20 protein-coding genes and 1 pseudogene are annotated in these 16,827 nt (G+C 43.1%); 13 read left to right on the top strand and 8 right to left on the bottom strand.

Annotated elements, in window-relative coordinates:
• Nucleotides 1-142: 142 nt before the first annotated feature.
• Complete coding sequence (locus tag myaer_RS04535; protein ID WP_046661129.1) at nt 143-2,044, bottom strand: transketolase C-terminal domain-containing protein; 1,902 nt, start codon at nt 2,042-2,044, stop codon at nt 143-145.
• Between the two features lie 126 nt (nt 2,045-2,170).
• Here myaer_RS04535 and myaer_RS04530 point away from each other — a divergent pair, with 126 nt between their 5' ends.
• Nucleotides 2,171-3,547: an MlaD family protein gene (locus myaer_RS04530; RefSeq protein ID WP_046661128.1), complete on the top strand. Its 1,377-nt coding sequence runs from the start codon at nt 2,171-2,173 to the stop codon at nt 3,545-3,547.
• Between the two features lie 76 nt (nt 3,548-3,623).
• Here the strand turns inward: myaer_RS04530 and myaer_RS04525 are convergent, their stop codons facing one another.
• On the bottom strand, nt 3,624-3,845 hold the full coding sequence (locus tag myaer_RS04525) for a type II toxin-antitoxin system HicB family antitoxin (RefSeq protein WP_046661127.1): 222 nt from the start codon (nt 3,843-3,845) through the stop codon (nt 3,624-3,626).
• 351 nt (nt 3,846-4,196) lie between these two features.
• Between myaer_RS04525 and myaer_RS04515 the strand changes: the two genes are divergently transcribed.
• From myaer_RS04515 to myaer_RS04500, 4 genes are all read left to right on the top strand, one after another.
• Nucleotides 4,197-4,628, top strand: coding sequence for a DUF29 family protein (locus myaer_RS04515; RefSeq protein WP_046661125.1), 432 nt, complete (start codon nt 4,197-4,199; stop codon nt 4,626-4,628).
• A gap of 43 nt (nt 4,629-4,671) precedes the next feature.
• Nucleotides 4,672-4,878, top strand: a complete 207-nt coding sequence (locus tag myaer_RS04510) for a DUF5678 domain-containing protein (protein ID WP_235614803.1) — start codon at nt 4,672-4,674, stop codon at nt 4,876-4,878.
• Nucleotides 4,879-4,914: 36 nt separating this feature from the next.
• Nucleotides 4,915-5,928 (top strand): WD40 repeat domain-containing protein, encoded by a 1,014-nt coding sequence (locus tag myaer_RS04505; RefSeq protein ID WP_046661123.1) that lies wholly within the window; start codon nt 4,915-4,917, stop codon nt 5,926-5,928.
• A 154-nt stretch (nt 5,929-6,082) separates the two neighbouring features.
• Entirely contained in the window at nt 6,083-6,655 is a 573-nt protein-coding gene (locus myaer_RS04500; RefSeq protein ID WP_046661122.1) for a Uma2 family endonuclease, read from the top strand.
• A 13-nt stretch (nt 6,656-6,668) separates the two neighbouring features.
• On the opposite strand, the gene myaer_RS04495 is transcribed toward myaer_RS04500, so the two are convergent.
• On the bottom strand, nt 6,669-8,051 hold the full coding sequence (locus myaer_RS04495; protein ID WP_046661121.1) for an RNA-guided endonuclease InsQ/TnpB family protein: 1,383 nt from the start codon (nt 8,049-8,051) through the stop codon (nt 6,669-6,671).
• A gap of 183 nt (nt 8,052-8,234) precedes the next feature.
• Between myaer_RS04495 and myaer_RS04490 the strand changes: the two genes are divergently transcribed.
• From myaer_RS04490 to myaer_RS04480, 3 genes and pseudogenes are all read left to right on the top strand, one after another.
• Nucleotides 8,235-9,050: a DUF4351 domain-containing protein gene (locus tag myaer_RS04490; protein WP_002802840.1), complete on the top strand. Its 816-nt coding sequence runs from the start codon at nt 8,235-8,237 to the stop codon at nt 9,048-9,050.
• A 49-nt stretch (nt 9,051-9,099) separates the two neighbouring features.
• Nucleotides 9,100-9,441 carry a hypothetical protein gene (locus tag myaer_RS04485; RefSeq protein ID WP_046661120.1) on the top strand — a complete coding sequence of 114 codons (342 nt, stop codon included), beginning with the start codon at nt 9,100-9,102 and terminating at the stop codon, nt 9,439-9,441.
• A 33-nt stretch (nt 9,442-9,474) separates the two neighbouring features.
• A pseudogene (locus tag myaer_RS04480) lies at nt 9,475-9,729 on the top strand (DUF4351 domain-containing protein); the annotation flags it as partial.
• Nucleotides 9,730-9,735: 6 nt separating this feature from the next.
• Here the strand turns inward: myaer_RS04480 and myaer_RS04475 are convergent.
• Nucleotides 9,736-10,542: an MlaE family lipid ABC transporter permease subunit gene (locus myaer_RS04475; protein WP_046661119.1), complete on the bottom strand. Its 807-nt coding sequence runs from the start codon at nt 10,540-10,542 to the stop codon at nt 9,736-9,738.
• Between the two features lie 434 nt (nt 10,543-10,976).
• On the opposite strand from myaer_RS04475, the gene myaer_RS04470 reads away from it, so the two are divergent.
• Complete coding sequence (locus myaer_RS04470; protein ID WP_046661118.1) at nt 10,977-11,264, top strand: BrnT family toxin; 288 nt, start codon at nt 10,977-10,979, stop codon at nt 11,262-11,264.
• The gene (locus myaer_RS04465) at nt 11,251-11,532 is read left to right on the top strand and encodes a BrnA antitoxin family protein (RefSeq protein WP_046661117.1); all 282 of its coding nucleotides are present in this window, start codon (nt 11,251-11,253) and stop codon (nt 11,530-11,532) included. Before myaer_RS04470 ends, myaer_RS04465 begins: the two co-directional genes overlap by 14 nt.
• A 280-nt stretch (nt 11,533-11,812) precedes the next feature.
• On the opposite strand, the gene myaer_RS04460 is transcribed toward myaer_RS04465, so the two are convergent.
• The 3 genes from myaer_RS04460 to myaer_RS04450 all read right to left on the bottom strand — a co-directional run bounded on the left by myaer_RS04460 (nt 11,813) and on the right by myaer_RS04450 (nt 13,403).
• Nucleotides 11,813-12,031: a hypothetical protein gene (locus tag myaer_RS04460; RefSeq protein ID WP_012266176.1), complete on the bottom strand. Its 219-nt coding sequence runs from the start codon at nt 12,029-12,031 to the stop codon at nt 11,813-11,815.
• On the bottom strand, nt 12,031-12,282 hold the full coding sequence (locus myaer_RS04455; protein ID WP_046661116.1) for a type II toxin-antitoxin system HicA family toxin: 252 nt from the start codon (nt 12,280-12,282) through the stop codon (nt 12,031-12,033). The genes myaer_RS04460 and myaer_RS04455 overlap by 1 nt, the downstream gene beginning before the upstream one ends.
• A 143-nt stretch (nt 12,283-12,425) precedes the next feature.
• A complete protein-coding gene (locus tag myaer_RS04450; RefSeq protein WP_080949712.1) occupies nt 12,426-13,403 on the bottom strand; it encodes a phosphate ABC transporter substrate-binding protein in 978 nt (325 codons plus the stop codon).
• Between the two features lie 106 nt (nt 13,404-13,509).
• Here myaer_RS04450 and gpmI point away from each other — a divergent pair, with 106 nt between their 5' ends.
• From gpmI to myaer_RS04430, 3 genes are all read left to right on the top strand, one after another.
• Nucleotides 13,510-15,108, top strand: coding sequence for a 2,3-bisphosphoglycerate-independent phosphoglycerate mutase (gene gpmI, locus myaer_RS04445; RefSeq protein ID WP_046661114.1), 1,599 nt, complete (start codon nt 13,510-13,512; stop codon nt 15,106-15,108).
• A gap of 292 nt (nt 15,109-15,400) precedes the next feature.
• A complete protein-coding gene (gene secG / locus myaer_RS04435) occupies nt 15,401-15,634 on the top strand; it encodes a preprotein translocase subunit SecG (protein WP_002736485.1) in 234 nt (77 codons plus the stop codon).
• Nucleotides 15,635-16,351: a peptidase gene (locus myaer_RS04430; RefSeq protein WP_046661113.1), complete on the top strand. Its 717-nt coding sequence runs from the start codon at nt 15,635-15,637 to the stop codon at nt 16,349-16,351.
• 261 nt (nt 16,352-16,612) lie between these two features.
• Here myaer_RS04430 and myaer_RS04425 read toward each other — a convergent pair whose 3' ends face one another.
• Complete coding sequence (locus myaer_RS04425) at nt 16,613-16,822, bottom strand: hypothetical protein (RefSeq protein WP_002761322.1); 210 nt, start codon at nt 16,820-16,822, stop codon at nt 16,613-16,615.
• Between the last annotated feature and the right edge of the window lie 5 nt (nt 16,823-16,827).

Genomic DNA, 16,827 nt, shown 5'->3' with positions numbered 1-16,827 from the left:
GGCGGGGGGATCCCCCCTGCCCCCCTTGATAAGGGGGGTGTCTGATAATTTTTAACGCCTACCTACTTAATTATTAAAGATGTTCACTGTTGACTGATAACTGATAACTGATAACTGATTAAAGCTCACCCTAAAATACTCTCTAAGCGATTAAAGATTTAACTTTACTAATGATACCAACTGGGTCAATACCTTGGTGGGGGAATTGTTCCCATAAACCGCCACAACCTTCATGGTGAGTACCGATATAGGCGTATTTAGGAGTTAAACCGCGTTCGAGTAACCAAGAACCATAACGGCTACCTAAACCTGTACGACGGTTAAATGCTTCTACCACTAAAACAAAGGGAGAATTACCAACTTTAGTGATAATTTCTTCATCCACTACATTGAGAGTCGGTTTATTAATTAAACCCACGTCAATACCTTCTTGTTTTAGACGTTCCACTGCATCCAAAGCGCGGTATAAACCATCGCCAAAGCTGATGATATAACCGGCAGTGCCTTCACGAATTACTTCATCTTTTCCGGGGACAAAGGTGTAACCATCGCCAAAGAAATTATTGCCTTTAGTATCCAGAATATTGGGAGTTTTAGAACGAGTCGAGAAGATAAAACGTAAACCGGGTTGATGGAAAGTTGCCTCGACACAAGCGGTCATTTGTGCCGCATCGGCTGGAAAATAAAGACGGGTTTCGTAACCGTCATCGAGTCCATTATCGGCAAAGAAATTATTCAAACCAAAGTGACAAGTATTATCCGCCATGTCATCGATACCAGAATGGGAAAAATGACATAAAAGATTAGAATAATTCAAACGCGCCATGGTGATTTCAGAAATACACATTTCTAGAAAAGCGGCAAAGGTGGCGAAAATTCCCTGTTTACCTTTTTCCATACCAAAACCAGCAGCCGCCGAAAGATTGCCCCGTTCCATAATACCGGAAGGAATAAACACTTCGGGATGTTTATCGTGGATAATTTTCAGACCGCAGGAACCCTCTAAATCGCTATCTACTACTAATACCTTAGCCTTGCGTTCTTCTTCGCTCATTTTGCCTAAAAGACTGACCACCGCTTCGCCGAAAACGTTGCGGTTAGAACCCCATTTATCCCCAGAACCGAGGAATTTATAGTCATTAGAAGGCTTCTTAATACTGTTGAGATATTCCACGGCGGTGCTGTGTCCTTTTGCCTCTAAATATTTCAAAGCCAAGGGAACAGAAATCACATCATGGCCGTGGTTAGAACCTTCTAAACCTTCAATTCCGGGACACATGGGACGTTTATTAATAATCGCAATCGGGCCAGGAGTATTAATTGCTTCACAGATATTGCGATACAAACTATCGATATCTTCCCCATCTCCCACTAACACTTTTACGCCATGGCCAACAAGAGTTTTAGCCACATCATAACCGGGTAAATATTTGGAAGGATTACCAGCAATCGTCACATCATTATCATCAATAATCAGCTTAACATTGATGTGTTGAGCTACGGCTAAACGGGCAGCTTCCGCGTCATTGCCTTCCTGTTGAGAACCATCGGAACCTAAACAAAAAACGGTTTTTCCGGGGTTAGCTAAAGCGACACCGTTAACGTAGGGCCACATATGTCCTAAACGGCCAGAACTAAATTTGACGCCGGGGGTTAATCCTAATTCCGGGTGTCCGGGGAGTTTAGAATTGGCCTCGCGGTAGTGCATTAATTGTTCTGGGGGTAAAGAACCTTCTAACGCAGACATGAGATATTGAGTACCGACGCGGTGTCCCGCTTCATCGAAGAAAATTGGTACAAATTGACTAGGTTGACTGCGGAAAAGAGCATCGAGAATCACCACTTCCGGGACGGTATCGTAGGGGCCGCCGGTGTGTCCACCCACACCCCGGGCCGCACCCGTGGCAGTAAAAAAGATGATAGCATCGCGACAGAGTTGGATATTGGCTTTTAGGGCGCTTCTTTGCTCGTCGGTGAGGGTGGGGTTACTGGGGTCAAGACTGATGGGTTTATAGGCACTCAAATCGATGGGAAAGGCTGTCATCGTAGATTTTCCTTAATGTAGAGAAATAACTATAGTCAGGGAAATCATAGCCTAGAATGTCACCCGATCGATTGATTGAATAATTTCTTATCATAGATACTGTGTAGAGATGAGGAGTAATTATTTATGGAAGCTGGCGGTTCACAACGAGGGATTTCCCCAACTCTGCGGCAAAGTGGTATCGGTTTAATGTTACTGGCATCGGGGGGAATATTAATCTGGTTTGTCGCCTGGTTAAGTAATTTTAGCTTCGGGGGACGCAGTTATCGCGCCAGCTTCCTTTTTCCTAATGTGGGTGGCATGATGGTGGGAACCCGCGTCGGTTATCGGGGAGTGAGAATCGGACAAGTGACGGCAATTACCCCAGAACCGGAGGGAGTCGCGGTAGAAGTGGAGATTTCGCCAGCAGATCGCCTAATTCCCAGTAATTCCCTCATCGAAGCCATTCAATCCGGTTTAGTGGGTGAAACCACGATCGATATTACTCCCCTGCAAGCTTTACCCGTCGGTGGTGTCAAAGAACCCCCTTTGAGTCCTAACTGTAATGGGGAGGTGATTATCTGTAACGGTTCCCGTTTACAAGGGCAATCGGCGCTAAATGTCAATACCTTGATCAGATCTTTACTGAGAATTTCTAATCTAGTTAGCGATCCCGATATGGTGGCTGGATTTCGTTCCTTCACCCAACGCGCTGCCAATGCCTTGGGGGGACTCGATCGCTTTAGTGGTGAGGCAACCACGGCTTTAAGCGAGGTACGTCGCAGCGGTACTCTAGGTAAAGTTAATTCGGGGATGAGATCCCTAGAATCCTTACCGCAAGTATCCGGTTCTCTCGATCGCCTTTCTAGTGATCTTTCCGGTGTCGGGGGATTGAGTCAGGAAGCGACTACTTTACTGAGAAGTTTACAGGGAAGTGGCGGCCTGAGAAATTTAGACGCTACCCTGGTAGAGGCCCGAAAAACGCTGCTTTTGGTGGGACAAACCACCGAAGAACTGCGGGTTTTTTTGGCAGCTAATCAAAATCGTTTAATTGCTACTCTCGATAGTATCAAAACTACTAGCGATCGCCTACAAACTACTCTCGCTGCTTTGGATCCGATCCTCACGGAAGTGCAGAAAAGCCAAATTATTGAGAATTTAAATACTATTTCGGCAAATGCTGTTAAATTAAGCGAAAATTTGGGCAACTTTACCGCCTATCTCTCCGATCCTGCCACTGTTGTCACCCTACAGCAACTCCTCGACTCCTCTCGCGCTGCTTTTGCCAATCTTCAGAAAATCACCTCGGATGTGGATGAAATTACCGGTAATCCGCAACTGCGACAGGAAATTATCCGTTTAATCCAGGGTTTAAGTCGTTTGGTTTCTTCTAGCGAACAACTACAGCAGGAATTCGCCCAAGGTCAAGCAATGACAAGAATGGCCGCCCAAATTGCGACAATAGCCCCAAATCCCGCCCCTAATACCCCGGAAAAAGACGCTAAAAAACCTGAATCTGAGTAGCAGAATTTGGGGTTAGGGGTTGGAAAAAAAAGTCCGAGCATTTGTACTATTTTTTTTCAAGACCCTGCTAGTGTGCCTAATTTTTTGTCATAGCTAAATGAGGAATTTCTTCACCATGTTGACGATAACTTTCTTTAACGCCTTCCCAAGCTAGAATTAATTGATTGAGTGCTGTTTGGGGGCTATCAGCAAAAGCGGAAACGCTAGGCATTTCTACTAAGTATGCTATCCAATCTCTCTCCTCATCTTGGAAGATATTAATGCTAAAACCGTTAAAATCGTCGGTGGTTGGATTCATTTTCTTCCTCCTGTATTTTTAAAAATTGTTTAACTTGATCAGCTTTCGCTTCACCGTTTTTTGTCGGTTGAATAGATAGACGGACGGGTGCATCTCCTATTGGTGACTTTCTCTCACATAATAGGTGAGCAGCAGAAGTTATTCAAAGAGGGCGAATGCAATTCGCCCCTACAATATATTCAATATTAAAAACTCCATTTTCACAAGAACGGCCACACCATAGCACATAAAAACTTAAAATAAATGAAAAAATGATTAACTTTTTGCTCAAGATGGCCTTAAATGAGCTTTGGGATAGAGAGACTTGTGGCAAGATATAATTAAGGTATATTTTGGGGAAGAAATTGGATTATGGAAGAACTTTTAGAATTAAAAGCTTTGCTCTTAAAAGGTGATATTAAAGGTTCACTGGCGATTGTAGAAGACCTTGAAGATATGAGCAAAAATGGGATTATTAGCACCATTCGTAGTTATGCTGTTATCTTATTACTGCATTTAATTAAACAACAGGCAGAAAACCGAACCACTCGTTCTTGGGATGTCTCCATTCGCAATAGTGTTAGAGAAATTCAACGCCACAATAAACGCCGAAAAGCATCAGGATATTATTTAAGTGATCAGGAATTAACAGACACTTTAAACGATGCTTATCTTAATGCTTTGGATGCCGCTTCTTTAGAAGTCGAATCAGGTCGGTATCAATCGGAGCAACTAGAAGCTATAATTGACAAAAATAAACTGATTAGTGATGCTTTTCTTCTAATCAAAAACGTCTCTCCCTAGAAAGATTATGACAGACTAAATCTCTCAAGAACAAGCCCAAGAAATGTTACGTTGGTTAAACAAAAATCGTGACACCGTGCTTGATTTGTATAAAAATCAATACATTGCCTATAATGAAAAAGGGGTGATTGCTCACGGTGAAAATTTACAGAATGTTCTGGAAGAAGCCAACACAACCAATCAAGAATTTGTCATTTATCTTGTTCCTCGTTGTCGTTATTCTCTGCAAATTTTACCCATTCAAGTTTAAAGTAGTTTAAGATGATTTTGACAACGGCAAAATTCTATGAAAATAACCCTTTATCAACCGACATTATCTTTATTATTGCTGCTGTTGCTATCCGGTGGTTGTGCAGTCAATCGGGAAAAAGAGAAAACCATCACTCCGCAAGCGTCTCCCCTAGCAGAAATCGTTCCTTGGCAGATGGTGGAACGGGTTACTATTTTAAAAGCCGATCAGGATCCCATCTATGCTTTGGCCATTAGTCCCGATAACTCCTTGCTGCTAAGTGGTAGTTTTGACGGTACTGTCAGGGAATGGGACCTAAAAACTCAAAAACCTCTCAGGACTTGGCAACTAGGAGATACTGTCAATGCTATCCAATTTAGTCCCGATGGTGAGACTTTCGTAACTGCCGATGCGGGGGGAAAAGTGCAACGCTGGAATACGCGCACGCGAAAATTAGAAATGACCTATACTGGCCATGCTTTTCTCGTTACCGATGCCGCTATTTCTCCCGATGGCAAAATTTTGGCTACGGGTAGCTGGGATCGTACTGTTAAACTCTGGGATTTTCAGACGGGTACACTGTTAAAAACCCTGCACGGCCATAATCATCCGATTCAGGCGATCGCATTTAGTCCCGATGGTAAAGGAATTGTGAGCGCCGATTACGATGGTTTCGTTAAACTGTGGAAAGTGAGTACCGGTCGCTTTATTCGTGCCTATGCGGGTAATTTATTCCCCGTTTATCGGGTGCTTTTTTCCAAGGATGGTAAGATCGCCGGTACTGCTAGTCAAGACGGTTCGATCCGCAGTTGGCAAGTGAAAAGTGGCATCGGCACCACTACTATTCTCGCCCATAACGACGCTGTAACTGATATGGCCCTGCTCGATGGGGGCAAAGTTTTGGCCAGCACTTCCGGGGATGGAACCGTCAAATTTTGGGATGTTAATACCCGTCGGCGCTTGAATACCCTGAAGGGAAACGTCATCTTAAGAATGGTTGCCAGTCAAGATGGTCGTTGGTTAGTCACTGGAGATCGAGACGGTGCGATCGCAATCTGGCGGGGAATCTAAGACTAAATCCGTTGAGTATATGCTACATATCAGGATGGGCAAGAGGCAAGAGGCAAGAGGCAAGAGGAGGAATAAATAATCAGTTTTTAATAACCGGATTTAGTATAATTGACTATAATTAAGACTAGAGTGTTTTCTAGGGCGAAATATAGCTATGGCAGCAGTGATTTTAAACTTAGATACAGTCAATCTCAGCGATGAGCAGTTTTACCGTCTCTGTCAAGTTAACCCAGATTGGCAACTGGAAAGAAACGCCCAAGGAGAATTAATTGTGATGCCACCTGTTGGGGGAATTAGCGGCAACCGAGAAGCCGATTTTATCATTGACTTAGGTATCTGGAATCGTCAAACCCGATTGGGTAAAGTCTTTAGTTCGGCGACGATTTTTCGTTTGCCGAAAGGCGGATATCGCGCTCCTGATGCCGCTTGGGTGAGTTTAACCCGTTGGCAAGCTCTAAGTCGAGAAGAACAGGAGAAATTTCCGCCTATTTGTCCCGATTTCGTTATTGAACTGCGCTCCCGTAGCGATTCCCTCCCAGAAATTCAAGCTAAAATGCGGGAATATCTCCACAGTGGTTTGCGATTAGGTTGGCTAGTTAATCCTCAACAACAACAGGTGGAAATTTATCGTCCTCAGCAACCCTTAGAAATTATGGAACTACCCGCTAATTTAAGCGGAGAGGATGTCTTACCAGGCTTTAGTTTATTTATCTCCATTTTTGATTGACATACTCCCACCGTCAAGCTACGCTGTGACGGGGGATTCTTTCCACATCGCTGTTAGAAATTCCTTGTTCAACGAGACAACTTAGATTCTCAATGTCTCCATTAAAAACCCAGAGGTCGGACTCTCCCAAGGCGTTTAGGTCGGTTTCTGTTTGCCCAACAGTACCATTGACACTTCGACTTCGCTCAGTGTCAATGCCGAGCGAAGTCGAGGCATTGAGATGTTTTCCCAAATATTGCAACCCTTTTTTAAGAATATTTATTGCTGCATTATGATCCCTATCTAAGACTGTTTTACAATTGGGACATTGATGAGTTCTAGTGCTTAATGTTTTTTGAACTCTCGTCCCACAAACTGAACAATCTTGAGTCGTGAAATGGGGAGGAACAGCAATACAAACAATCCGATAAATCTTGGCAAAATAATTCAACCATTCAGTGAATTGATACCAAGAAGCATCACTAATCGACTTGGCAAGCTTACGGTTTTTGACTAAGTTTCTTACCTTTAAAGCTTCATAAACTACCAGATCATTAGACTGGACTAACGCCAAAGCGTCTTTAATTGCTTTGTCTTTACGTTGTCTTGACACTTTAAGATGAAGCCTAGCTACTTTTATCCGTTGCTTGTGATAGTTTTTAGACTGTTTCTTTCCTTTGCGAAACTTTTTGGATAATCGTCTTTGTGCTTTTTTCAGTCGTTTTTCTGACTTTCTTAAATAACGTGGATTCTCTACAGTATTACCTTGAGCGTCAGTATAAAACTCTTTTAACCCTAAGTCAATTCCTGTTATTTGTCCCGTCGGTTTATGGTATTCTTGCCGTTCTACGTCAATCAGAAACTGGCAATAATAACCGTCAGCACGTCTAACAACTCTTACCCGTTTAATCTGTTGTTCTGAATAATAAACTAATGTCTTTTGACTACACCATAAATCAAATTCTCCTGCTTTAAAACCGTCAGTAAATCTGATTTTACGTCGATCATCTGATAGTTTGTAGCCCGTTAGTTTGTATTCAACATCTCGACTTCGCTCGACGTTGACCCTGAGCGAAGCCGAAGGGTCAACCGAACGGCTATGCTTTTTGAATCGAGGAAACCCCTTTTTCCCCGGTATCTTAGCATGACAATTTTTATAGAATGTACTAATTGATTGCCAGGCTCTATCAGCAGCCGATTGACGAGCTTGAGAGTTTAATTTGTTAACCCAAGGGGTCTCTTTATTGTTAGCTAGTACCGCACAAAGTTTTTGGAGATCATTGCGGGTTGTCCCCTTATTGTCCATCCAATGACGAACACAAGAGTTACGCACAAACTGAGAAGTTTTGATAGCTTCATCAAGCCGTTGATATTGCTCTGGTGTCCCGTTTTTTAACTTGGCTTCTACGACTAGCATCGATTAATCCTCGACCCTGTATCAATTAAGTATAACACAGTTTACCTACAAATGGTAGAATTAAAATCGTGCTTCGCAGTCAATATCCTGGTCGGATTTCATCCCCCGCAAAGGTGAGTATCTTGTCGAAAAATTTAGCGGGGGCATTCATCCGACATTTTAGGTAAAATATAGTCAAGACTAATGTATGATTCTACTTGTAAATTTATCGCCCTGGAATATTCGAGAGATTTAGCCACTTGGTTATTAGGTAAACCTTTAGATTTAACCGAAATTAAACCCTCAGAGTTGTCATTGGAGCCGATAAGAGCCGATAGTTTAATCTTTTTAGAGTCAGAAGAATTAATCTTACATATTGAGTTCCAAACCGACCCTAAAGAGGATATTCCCTATAGAATGCTCGATTATGCCACAAGACTCTATCGACGCTATCAAGGCAAACCTATCCATCAGGTAGTGATTTATCTAAGGAGGAGTACCTTACCCCTAGTCAGACAGAATGACTATCAACAGGGAAAAACTTATCATCAATTTGAGGTGATTAGACTATGGGAACAACCCTATCAACCCTTATTGCAAGCACCAGGACTATTGCCCTTTGCTATACTAGCTCAAGCTGAGGAGCAAGAGAATTTACTGCGGCAAATCGCCCAAAAAATCGAACAAATCAGCGACAGTCGAGAACAAAGCAATCTGGCTGCCTCCACCGCAATTCTCGCTGGATTAGTATTAAACAAAGACATCATTCAACAATTGTTGAGGAAAGACATTATGAAAGAATCTGTCATCTATCAGGAAATCAAAGAGGAAGGAAGACAAGAAGGAGAGGCTAACCTGGTTTTACGTCTATTAAATCGGCGTATAGGTGGCATTTCTGCCGAATTATCTGCCAATATCCAAAGTCTTTCTCTAGAAAATTTAGAAAACTTAGGAGAAGCTTTATTAGATTTTCAGTCAGTAGAGGACTTAGAACAATGGCTAGAAAATGAGCGTTTTTAACTAATTTACTGCGGTTATTTTTATTCTATTAATTCCCTCTATTATCATTATGTCAGATCATCAAGCTAGTTATGCCGTCAATGCAATGTTAGGTCGATTGTATTTGAAAAATAAGGCGTTTCAGTCCCTAAGTTTTGAAGAACAACAGTCGATAGTTTTGGACATAATTAAAGAATCATTCCGTTGCGATGTCAATATCGGTGAAATTCTCAGTAATGAGTGTTTTTATGATTTTGATGATGTGGAAGAACAGAGAACGATAGCAACGATATTTCAAATTTGTTCCTACTGTCGTCAAGCATCAGCTAACGTACAAGACTATGGAGATGATTTTAGCAAAGCAGGAATTTGTTCCGCTTGTCTTGCTAAATATTTCCCCGATGGATATTAGAGATAATTTAATCTCAACCTAGGGATAATCAATATTCAACAATTGTTGAGGAAGGACATTATGAAAGAATCTGTCATCTATCAGGAAATCAAAGGGGAAGGAAGACAAGAAGAAGCCATCAATTTGCTTCTACGTCAATTAAATCGGCGTATAGGTGGCATTTCTGCCGAATTATCCGCCAAGCTCTCAAGTCTTTCTCTAGAAAATTTAGAAAACTTAGGAGAAGCTTTATTAGATTTTCAGTCAGTAGAGGACTTAGAACAATGGCTAGAAAATGAGCGTTTTTAACTGAAATTACTGTCCAAACAAAACCGAACTATTACCAGATCCTTGGAACAAGATCCAAGTCATCAGCAGATTAGATACAAAAATCGCTAAGAGCATAGTGACTACAGCTGCGGTCGTAGCTTGGCCGACTCCTTTAGCACCGCCATCGGTCGTTAAACCCCAATTACAGCCGATAATCGCGATTAAAGCCCCAAAAACCACCCCTTTAACTGGTCCACTCAGCACGTCTCCCACGCGCAGAAAACCGCGAACCGAGTCGAGAAAAACTGAATTAGCAATCCCGTATAAACTTTGGCCGACCAGCAAACCGCTACCCAAACCGATCAGCAATGCCATAACACTCAAAGCGGGAACCATCAGACAACAGGCAATTAAACGCGGCAGCACCAGATATTCCACGGGATCGGTTTTGAGCATATAGAGTGCGTCGATCTGCTCTGTCACCTTCATGGTACCGATTTCCGCCGCAAAAGCCGATCCTACCCGACCGGCTACCACGATCGCCATCATAATCGGACAGAGTTCCCGACCGAGAGCCAGGGCCAAAATTCCCCCCACCATACTGCCGGCGCCCAAGGCTTGGAACTCCCGGGCCACTTGGATAGTAAAGATCATCCCGATCACTGCGGCCGTGATCATGGCGATAATCAGCGAGGCGGGCCCAGCTGCCACCATTTGTTCTTGGGTGACGCGCCAATCGGGTTTGCGTGTGAATAGGAAGTAAAAAACCCTGCCGGTTAATAGTACCGCTAACCAACAGCGCCGAAACCAAGAGCTTAATTCCTTGCTAAAAATTGCCAATAAATCCTTCATGGCCCTCAAAATCGATCGGACTAGAGAAAAGTCTATCCTGTTTTGTCTTCTAACTCCCATTCCCTACCATGCTATGGATAGTGCAGAATTTTTGTACTAGACCTCTGGCAAAAATCAAAAATCTTCCGTTAGGTGAGGATTAAGGCTTCGGCCGTGAGCTCAGCCGAACGGAGCCAGTAGTCTCGGAGTCAGGAAAATTAAGAATGAGCATTAATCAATTAAATGCTCTATTTAGTGATTTTATGCAATTTTATGCCTATTTTTCTCATTTTTGCCCTCTCAAAAATTAATTATGGAAGAACTCTAGTATAGACCTCGTTTCCACACAGAAACCAGAAGAGCCGAATAGATCAATGAATTACTTTTCATTCCCAGAAAAAGCGATTGTTCAGATGCTTTGATCTTGTACGCACAAAAATGTATATATTGATGATATGGTCTTCGACTGGGACAACAATAAAAACCAAAGCAATCTCATCAAACACGGTATCAGTTTCGAGGAAGCGATCGCTATATTCGCTGATCCTTCTATCCTGACCTTTGAGGATACCCGATGCAACTATGGGGAAACGAGATTTGTTTCAATAGGGCAAATAACGCTTGCCACCCAAGAAAAGAAAGCGATCATCGTAGTTATTCATACTCAAATAAGTCAAACCATTCGTCTCATATCAGCCAGAAAAGCCAATGAACGGGAGAGAAAACGCTATGATCAACCCTGAATTTTCCCTTGATATGCCTCCTAAAGAGCGACAGGAGAAATTTATGCAAATGTCCGATGAGGATATTGATTATTCAGATATTCCTCCCCTAGATGATGAATTTTTCAAGAATGCTAAACTGGTCAAACCAAATCCACAAACAGAGCAAATTAGTATCAGGTTGGATTCAGAAATCCTTGAGTGGTTTAGGAATCATGCTCAAGAAAAGAGCTATCACGACCTAATTAATGATGTATTACGAACCTACGTCAAACATCAATCGCAATAGCCGATTATCTGCCGAGTAAAGAACCTCAAGAAGCGGTTATAAATGGCAATGATTATAATATCAATTGTAGTGTTTGCCTAAATTAACTTGTAATATGGTAATTTTTTGTTTATTTAATCTAGAATTTAGTCGTTGATCGAAAGGAATGATTTCTTTCATCATCAACTGGTTTCTTCTTTCTTGATTGTTTGTGGTAGTCATAGCGGCTGAACTTGACAATAATCCTAATTATTATAGGCGATCGCCTAATCACTCACCACAAAACGCAATCGCCTTCTAACTAATGAGAAGATAAGGGATAAGTCGGTTGATTAGGGTTTTTATTAAGGGTTTGACAATCTGCTAAGTATTGTTCAATAACAGTTTTAAAAGCTTGTTCTAGTTCATCAACGGAAAGACCATCAAAAACGATAATATCTTCTATGTTGATGACACGACCAAAAAATAAGCGATCGCTTTCATCGTATTCAATCACAGCTTCATAGCCTTTGTATTGCATTAATTTACTCCTGCTTTAATTAAAAATTCACGACGAGCTTTAATTTGGTATCTTTTTAGTTCTTTTTGGGGGTGAGGGGAATGAATATTGAGGGAAATTTTGTTAAGGTCAAATCGTACTCTTGAGCCATCGCCTTGAGTAATGTTACCTCCTAATGACTGAATTAAGTTAAGGACATCATCCCAAACGATGTTACAACGGATGGGATCGGCAAAAATAGCATTATAGGTTTTCCTCTGTTTTTTGTTCATTGGCTAATTATGGCTTGATAGTACCGCTAACCAAAAGCTTAATTCCTTGCTAAAAATCGCCAATAAATCCTTCATGGCCCTCAAACTAAATCGGACTAGAGAAAAGTCTATCCTGTTTTGTCTTCTGAGTTAGTTTTCCTCGACTACTTTTGTAGGTCTTCATTAGCCCGAAAAATCGCTTCTTGACCATCACTAGAGGCCACAAAACCCATAAAAGCTTTAACCGCTTCACTAGCAGGTTCTTTGTAAACGTAGTAAAGGGTACGCTGCCAGGGATAATTAGGTTCACTGGCTGAAATTCCGTCCACAGCGAGCGCTCTGACGGTTTTTTGGTCGGCAATTTGGCTATAGGTTGCGTAACTAATGCCATTCAGTCCCAAAACTCGCAAAATTGGGGTAGTGGCATCCCTATCCATCATTTTAAAATTAGTTCCTGTACCAAATTCTCCCCCTTGCAGCACTTCCTGACGAAAACTTTGATAAGTGCCACTAATAGGAGGACGATTAATCACTTGAATAGTAGCAGCAGAACCGCCCACCTCGGACCAAGAGGTGATTTTTCCCGTAAAAATACCCCTAACTTGGGCAGTGGTTAACCCCCCCGCAAAGGGGTTTTTTACTCCCACCACAATAGCGATCGCATCTCGGATGATCGGACTAGAAGCCAATCCCTGAGAGCGTTCCGACTCGGTTAAAGGTCGTGACACCGCCGCAATATCGATCGCCCCCCGGGCTACTTCCTCTAATCCCTTATCAGATCCTTGAGCATTTGTCAAGACCTCTACCCCCTGAAATTTGGCCGTTAAAGCGGCTTTTAAGGCTTGATTAATCTGTACCATACTGGTAGAGCCGTTAATGCGAATTGTCGTGCCACTGGGGATAGAAGTCGGTGGGGCAAAACTGACCACTCGCTGGGGTGAGGGGGGAGGGGGTAGGGGAGAGGAGGCACTTTCCGATGTTGGCGATTTTTGCGGACTTTTACTGCTGCCACAGAGAAAAAATTCTTTACCCGCGGCACATTGACTTTGTAGCCAGAAGTAACCTCCACCTAAAATGCCCGCAGTGGCTAAAAGAGCGATTATTAAAGCAGTTGTTTCGTTTTTTTGAGACATACCCATCATTTGCTGACATTCGCTGGTCGATCGCCCGGACACCGGTGATCAATGGAAGTTTCGATGATATTATCTTAGTGCATGGAAATCCACTCTTAATTTAGGACTGTATATCATGACCCACGCACCTATATCCCCAGTCGTACTGGTTATCCTTGATGGTTGGGGTTATCGCCCGCAAAGGTCGGATAATGCGATCGCAATGGCGAAAACCCCGATTATGGATAGTCTCTGGGAAGTTTATCCCCACACCCTAATCCGCACCTCCGCTAAGGATGTGGGACTACCAGAAGGACAGATGGGCAACTCGGAAGTTGGCCACCTCAATATCGGAGCGGGGCGAGTTGTACCACAAGAGTTAGTACGGATTTCCGATGCGATCGAAGATGGTTCGATTCAACAAAATCAGGCTTTATTAAAACTCTGCGCCGAGATTCGCCCTAAAAAAAGCAAATTACACCTAATTGGTTTGTGTTCCGAGGGAGGAGTCCATTCCCATCTCGATCACTTACTGGGATTATTAGACTTAGCGAAAGTGCAAGGGATTAGCGATGTCTGCATTCATGTCATCACCGATGGTCGCGATACTAATGTCACCGACGGGATGCTCGCTATTAAACGGATTCAAGAACATATTAATAAAATCAGTCTCGGTCGCATGGTGACTCTCAGTGGCCGTTATTATGCCATGGATCGGGATCGCCGTTGGGATCGGGTGGAAAAAGCCTATAACGTGATGACCAGTGATCAAGGTATCGACGGGCGATCGATCACGGAAGTATTACAGGCATTTTATGATCAAAATATTACCGATGAATTTATTCCCCCCACCAGAATTGCCCCGGGGGCGATCGAAGCGGGCGATGGGGTGATATTCTATAATTTCCGTCCCGATCGAGCTAGACAGTTATGTTATGCCCTGACTATGCCCGATTTTGAAGATTTCGATCGAGATTTAATTTCTCCGCTCAGTTTTGTCACTTTTACCCAATACGATCCGAAATTACCGGTAGATGTGGCCTTTGCCCCCCAGAATTTAAATAATATTTTAGGAGAGGTGATCGCTCAACAGGGATTAAAACAGTTTCGTTGTGCGGAAACCGAAAAATATCCCCACGTCACCTACTTTTTTAATGGGGGGTTAGAAAAACCCTTTGAGGGAGAAGTGCGCGAATTAATCCCCAGTCCAAAAGTCGCCACCTATGACCAAGCTCCGGCCATGTCGGCAGCCGCGGTGACAGCAGCGGTCTGTGGGGCGATCGAACAGGGGATCTATAGTCTCGTGGTAGTCAATTACGCTAACCCCGATATGGTGGGTCATACGGGCATTTTAGACGCGGCCATGAAAGCAGTGGAAACGGTGGATCTATGCTTGGCTAAGTTGTTAAGTAGCGTCAATAAATTGGGGGGAACAGTGTTAATCACCGCAGACCACGGTAACGCGGAAACGATGGTGGATGAGTCGGGTAATCCTTGGACGGCCCACACGACTAATCCCGTTCCTTTAATTTTAATTGAAGGGGAAGGAAGAAAAATACCCGGCCACGGTGGCGATGTGCAGCTGCGGGATGATGGTCGTTTAGCTGATATTGCCCCCACTATCCTGGAAATTCTCTCTATTCCCGTCCCGATAGAAATGACTGGGCGATCGCTGATTAAACCGGCCGAGGTGGAAATTAAAGCCAGTCGCACTCCCGTCCGCATCTCGCTTTAACAGTGATCAGTAATCAGTAATCAGTAATCAGTGGAAATAATTAAAAAATTGGCTAATTAGCAGAAAAATGACCAATAAAAACCGCTCTCTTGTAGTTATGCTGATCAGCAAGTCTTATCGAAGAAAGGGCGTAGGGCATCTTTGAATGTAAGATAATGAACATTTTTCACCCAATTTCCGAGAGAGCCATAAAAATTTAAAACTTACATCTGATAACTGATAACTGATAACTGATAACTGATAACTGATGATAACTGCTATACTTTGTAATGGAAAATAGAGAGTAATAATCATGACAGTGGTGCTGGTAGTACAGATTATTTGGGCGCTGGCGGCGGCCTTTCTGGCGATTTTGGTGTTATTACACAGTCCCAAAGGGGATGGTATTGGCGGTATTGGCGGTCAATCACAGATTTTTACCAGCGCAAAAACGGCGGAAAAAACTTTAAATCAGGTGACTTGGGCCTTGGGGACGGTATTTATCACCCTAACTATTGTACTGAGCGCCGGCTGGTTAAATCGCTAAATGCTAAGAGGTCGGTTCTCTTTTCTAGGACTCGCAGCCTTGGCGAGTCTTTTGCTGTTTTCCTATTCTTTGATCGCCGACAGTCGATCGCTACCAGAGTTAAAAACCCATCCTTTACCCGCTAATTTAGCCCAATGGCAAGAGCAAAACCAGTCCGGGGATTATTTTGATGCTGTAGAAATCAGTCCCGTGGGGGCGTTGATTTGGTCGCAATTTCCCGTGAAGATTTATGTTCACAGCGATCGCAGTTCTTGGCTGAGTTTGGTACAACAGGCGATCGCTGAATGGGGGCAGTATTTGCCGATCGAGTTGGTAAATCGGGCAGAATTGGCCGATATCCTCATTAAACGGGAGTTACCGCCGTCGGGAGTCCGTTTTAATGCCGAAACGGGTAAGTTAGAACTGCCTCGGGTGCGTTCTGCCATAACACAATACGAGATTTTTGTCAAGGAAAATCGCCTAACTCATCGGATGAGTATCCAGATTAGTCCTAATTTAGCCGATCGGTCGGCCTTAGCGGCAGCGCGGCACGAATTAGGTCACGCTTTGGGAATTTGGGGTCATAGTCCCCTGGAGACGGATGTGATGTATTTCGCTCAAACTAGAGATATTGCCCCGATTTCTAGCCGGGATATTAACACTTTAAAAAAGGTTTATCAGCAGCCAACTCAGTTAGGTTGGCAGATGGATCAGCTAGGGTATCTAATACCTGAATAAGTAAATATTGCTCTTCAGTCGGTTCTGCTATTAAAAAGTATAAGTTATGGATATACTTAGTATAACTGACTAAGATCCAGAAGATTAACCATCGCTTAAACCTCTATTTCCTCTAGCCATGTTTTAATCGCACTGATTAACTTGGGTTGCTGGGGAGGGGTGTTGCTGACTCAAGCTATGAATGCCAACTGTGCATCCTATCCAAAAGTTAGTTTGGCTCTAGGTTTTAAAAACCCCACACAAGAAGATTCCTATTGCAAATCAGCAACCCCAATCTTTGCCACCCTCTACAACTAAGCCAATACTAGAAACATATTGTACGGGTTTGCCTAACATTAAGGGATCTATTTCTCCCCAATCGTAAGGTTCATAATCTTCTAAACGAGATAGTTCGCTATCTAACCAATCATCTCTAGGGGCTGTTTTTTCCGAGGGATTGGGCTGTTTCAGGGAGTCTAAGGGTTTAGTCATGGGGA

It is taken from the genome of Microcystis aeruginosa NIES-2549, from assembly GCF_000981785.2.
In the GTDB taxonomy this organism is placed as follows: Bacteria; Cyanobacteriota; Cyanobacteriia; order Cyanobacteriales; family Microcystaceae; genus Microcystis; species Microcystis aeruginosa_C.
The sequence above is the reverse complement of the archived record's forward strand: the minus strand, read 5'-3'. Positions and strand labels throughout refer to the sequence as shown.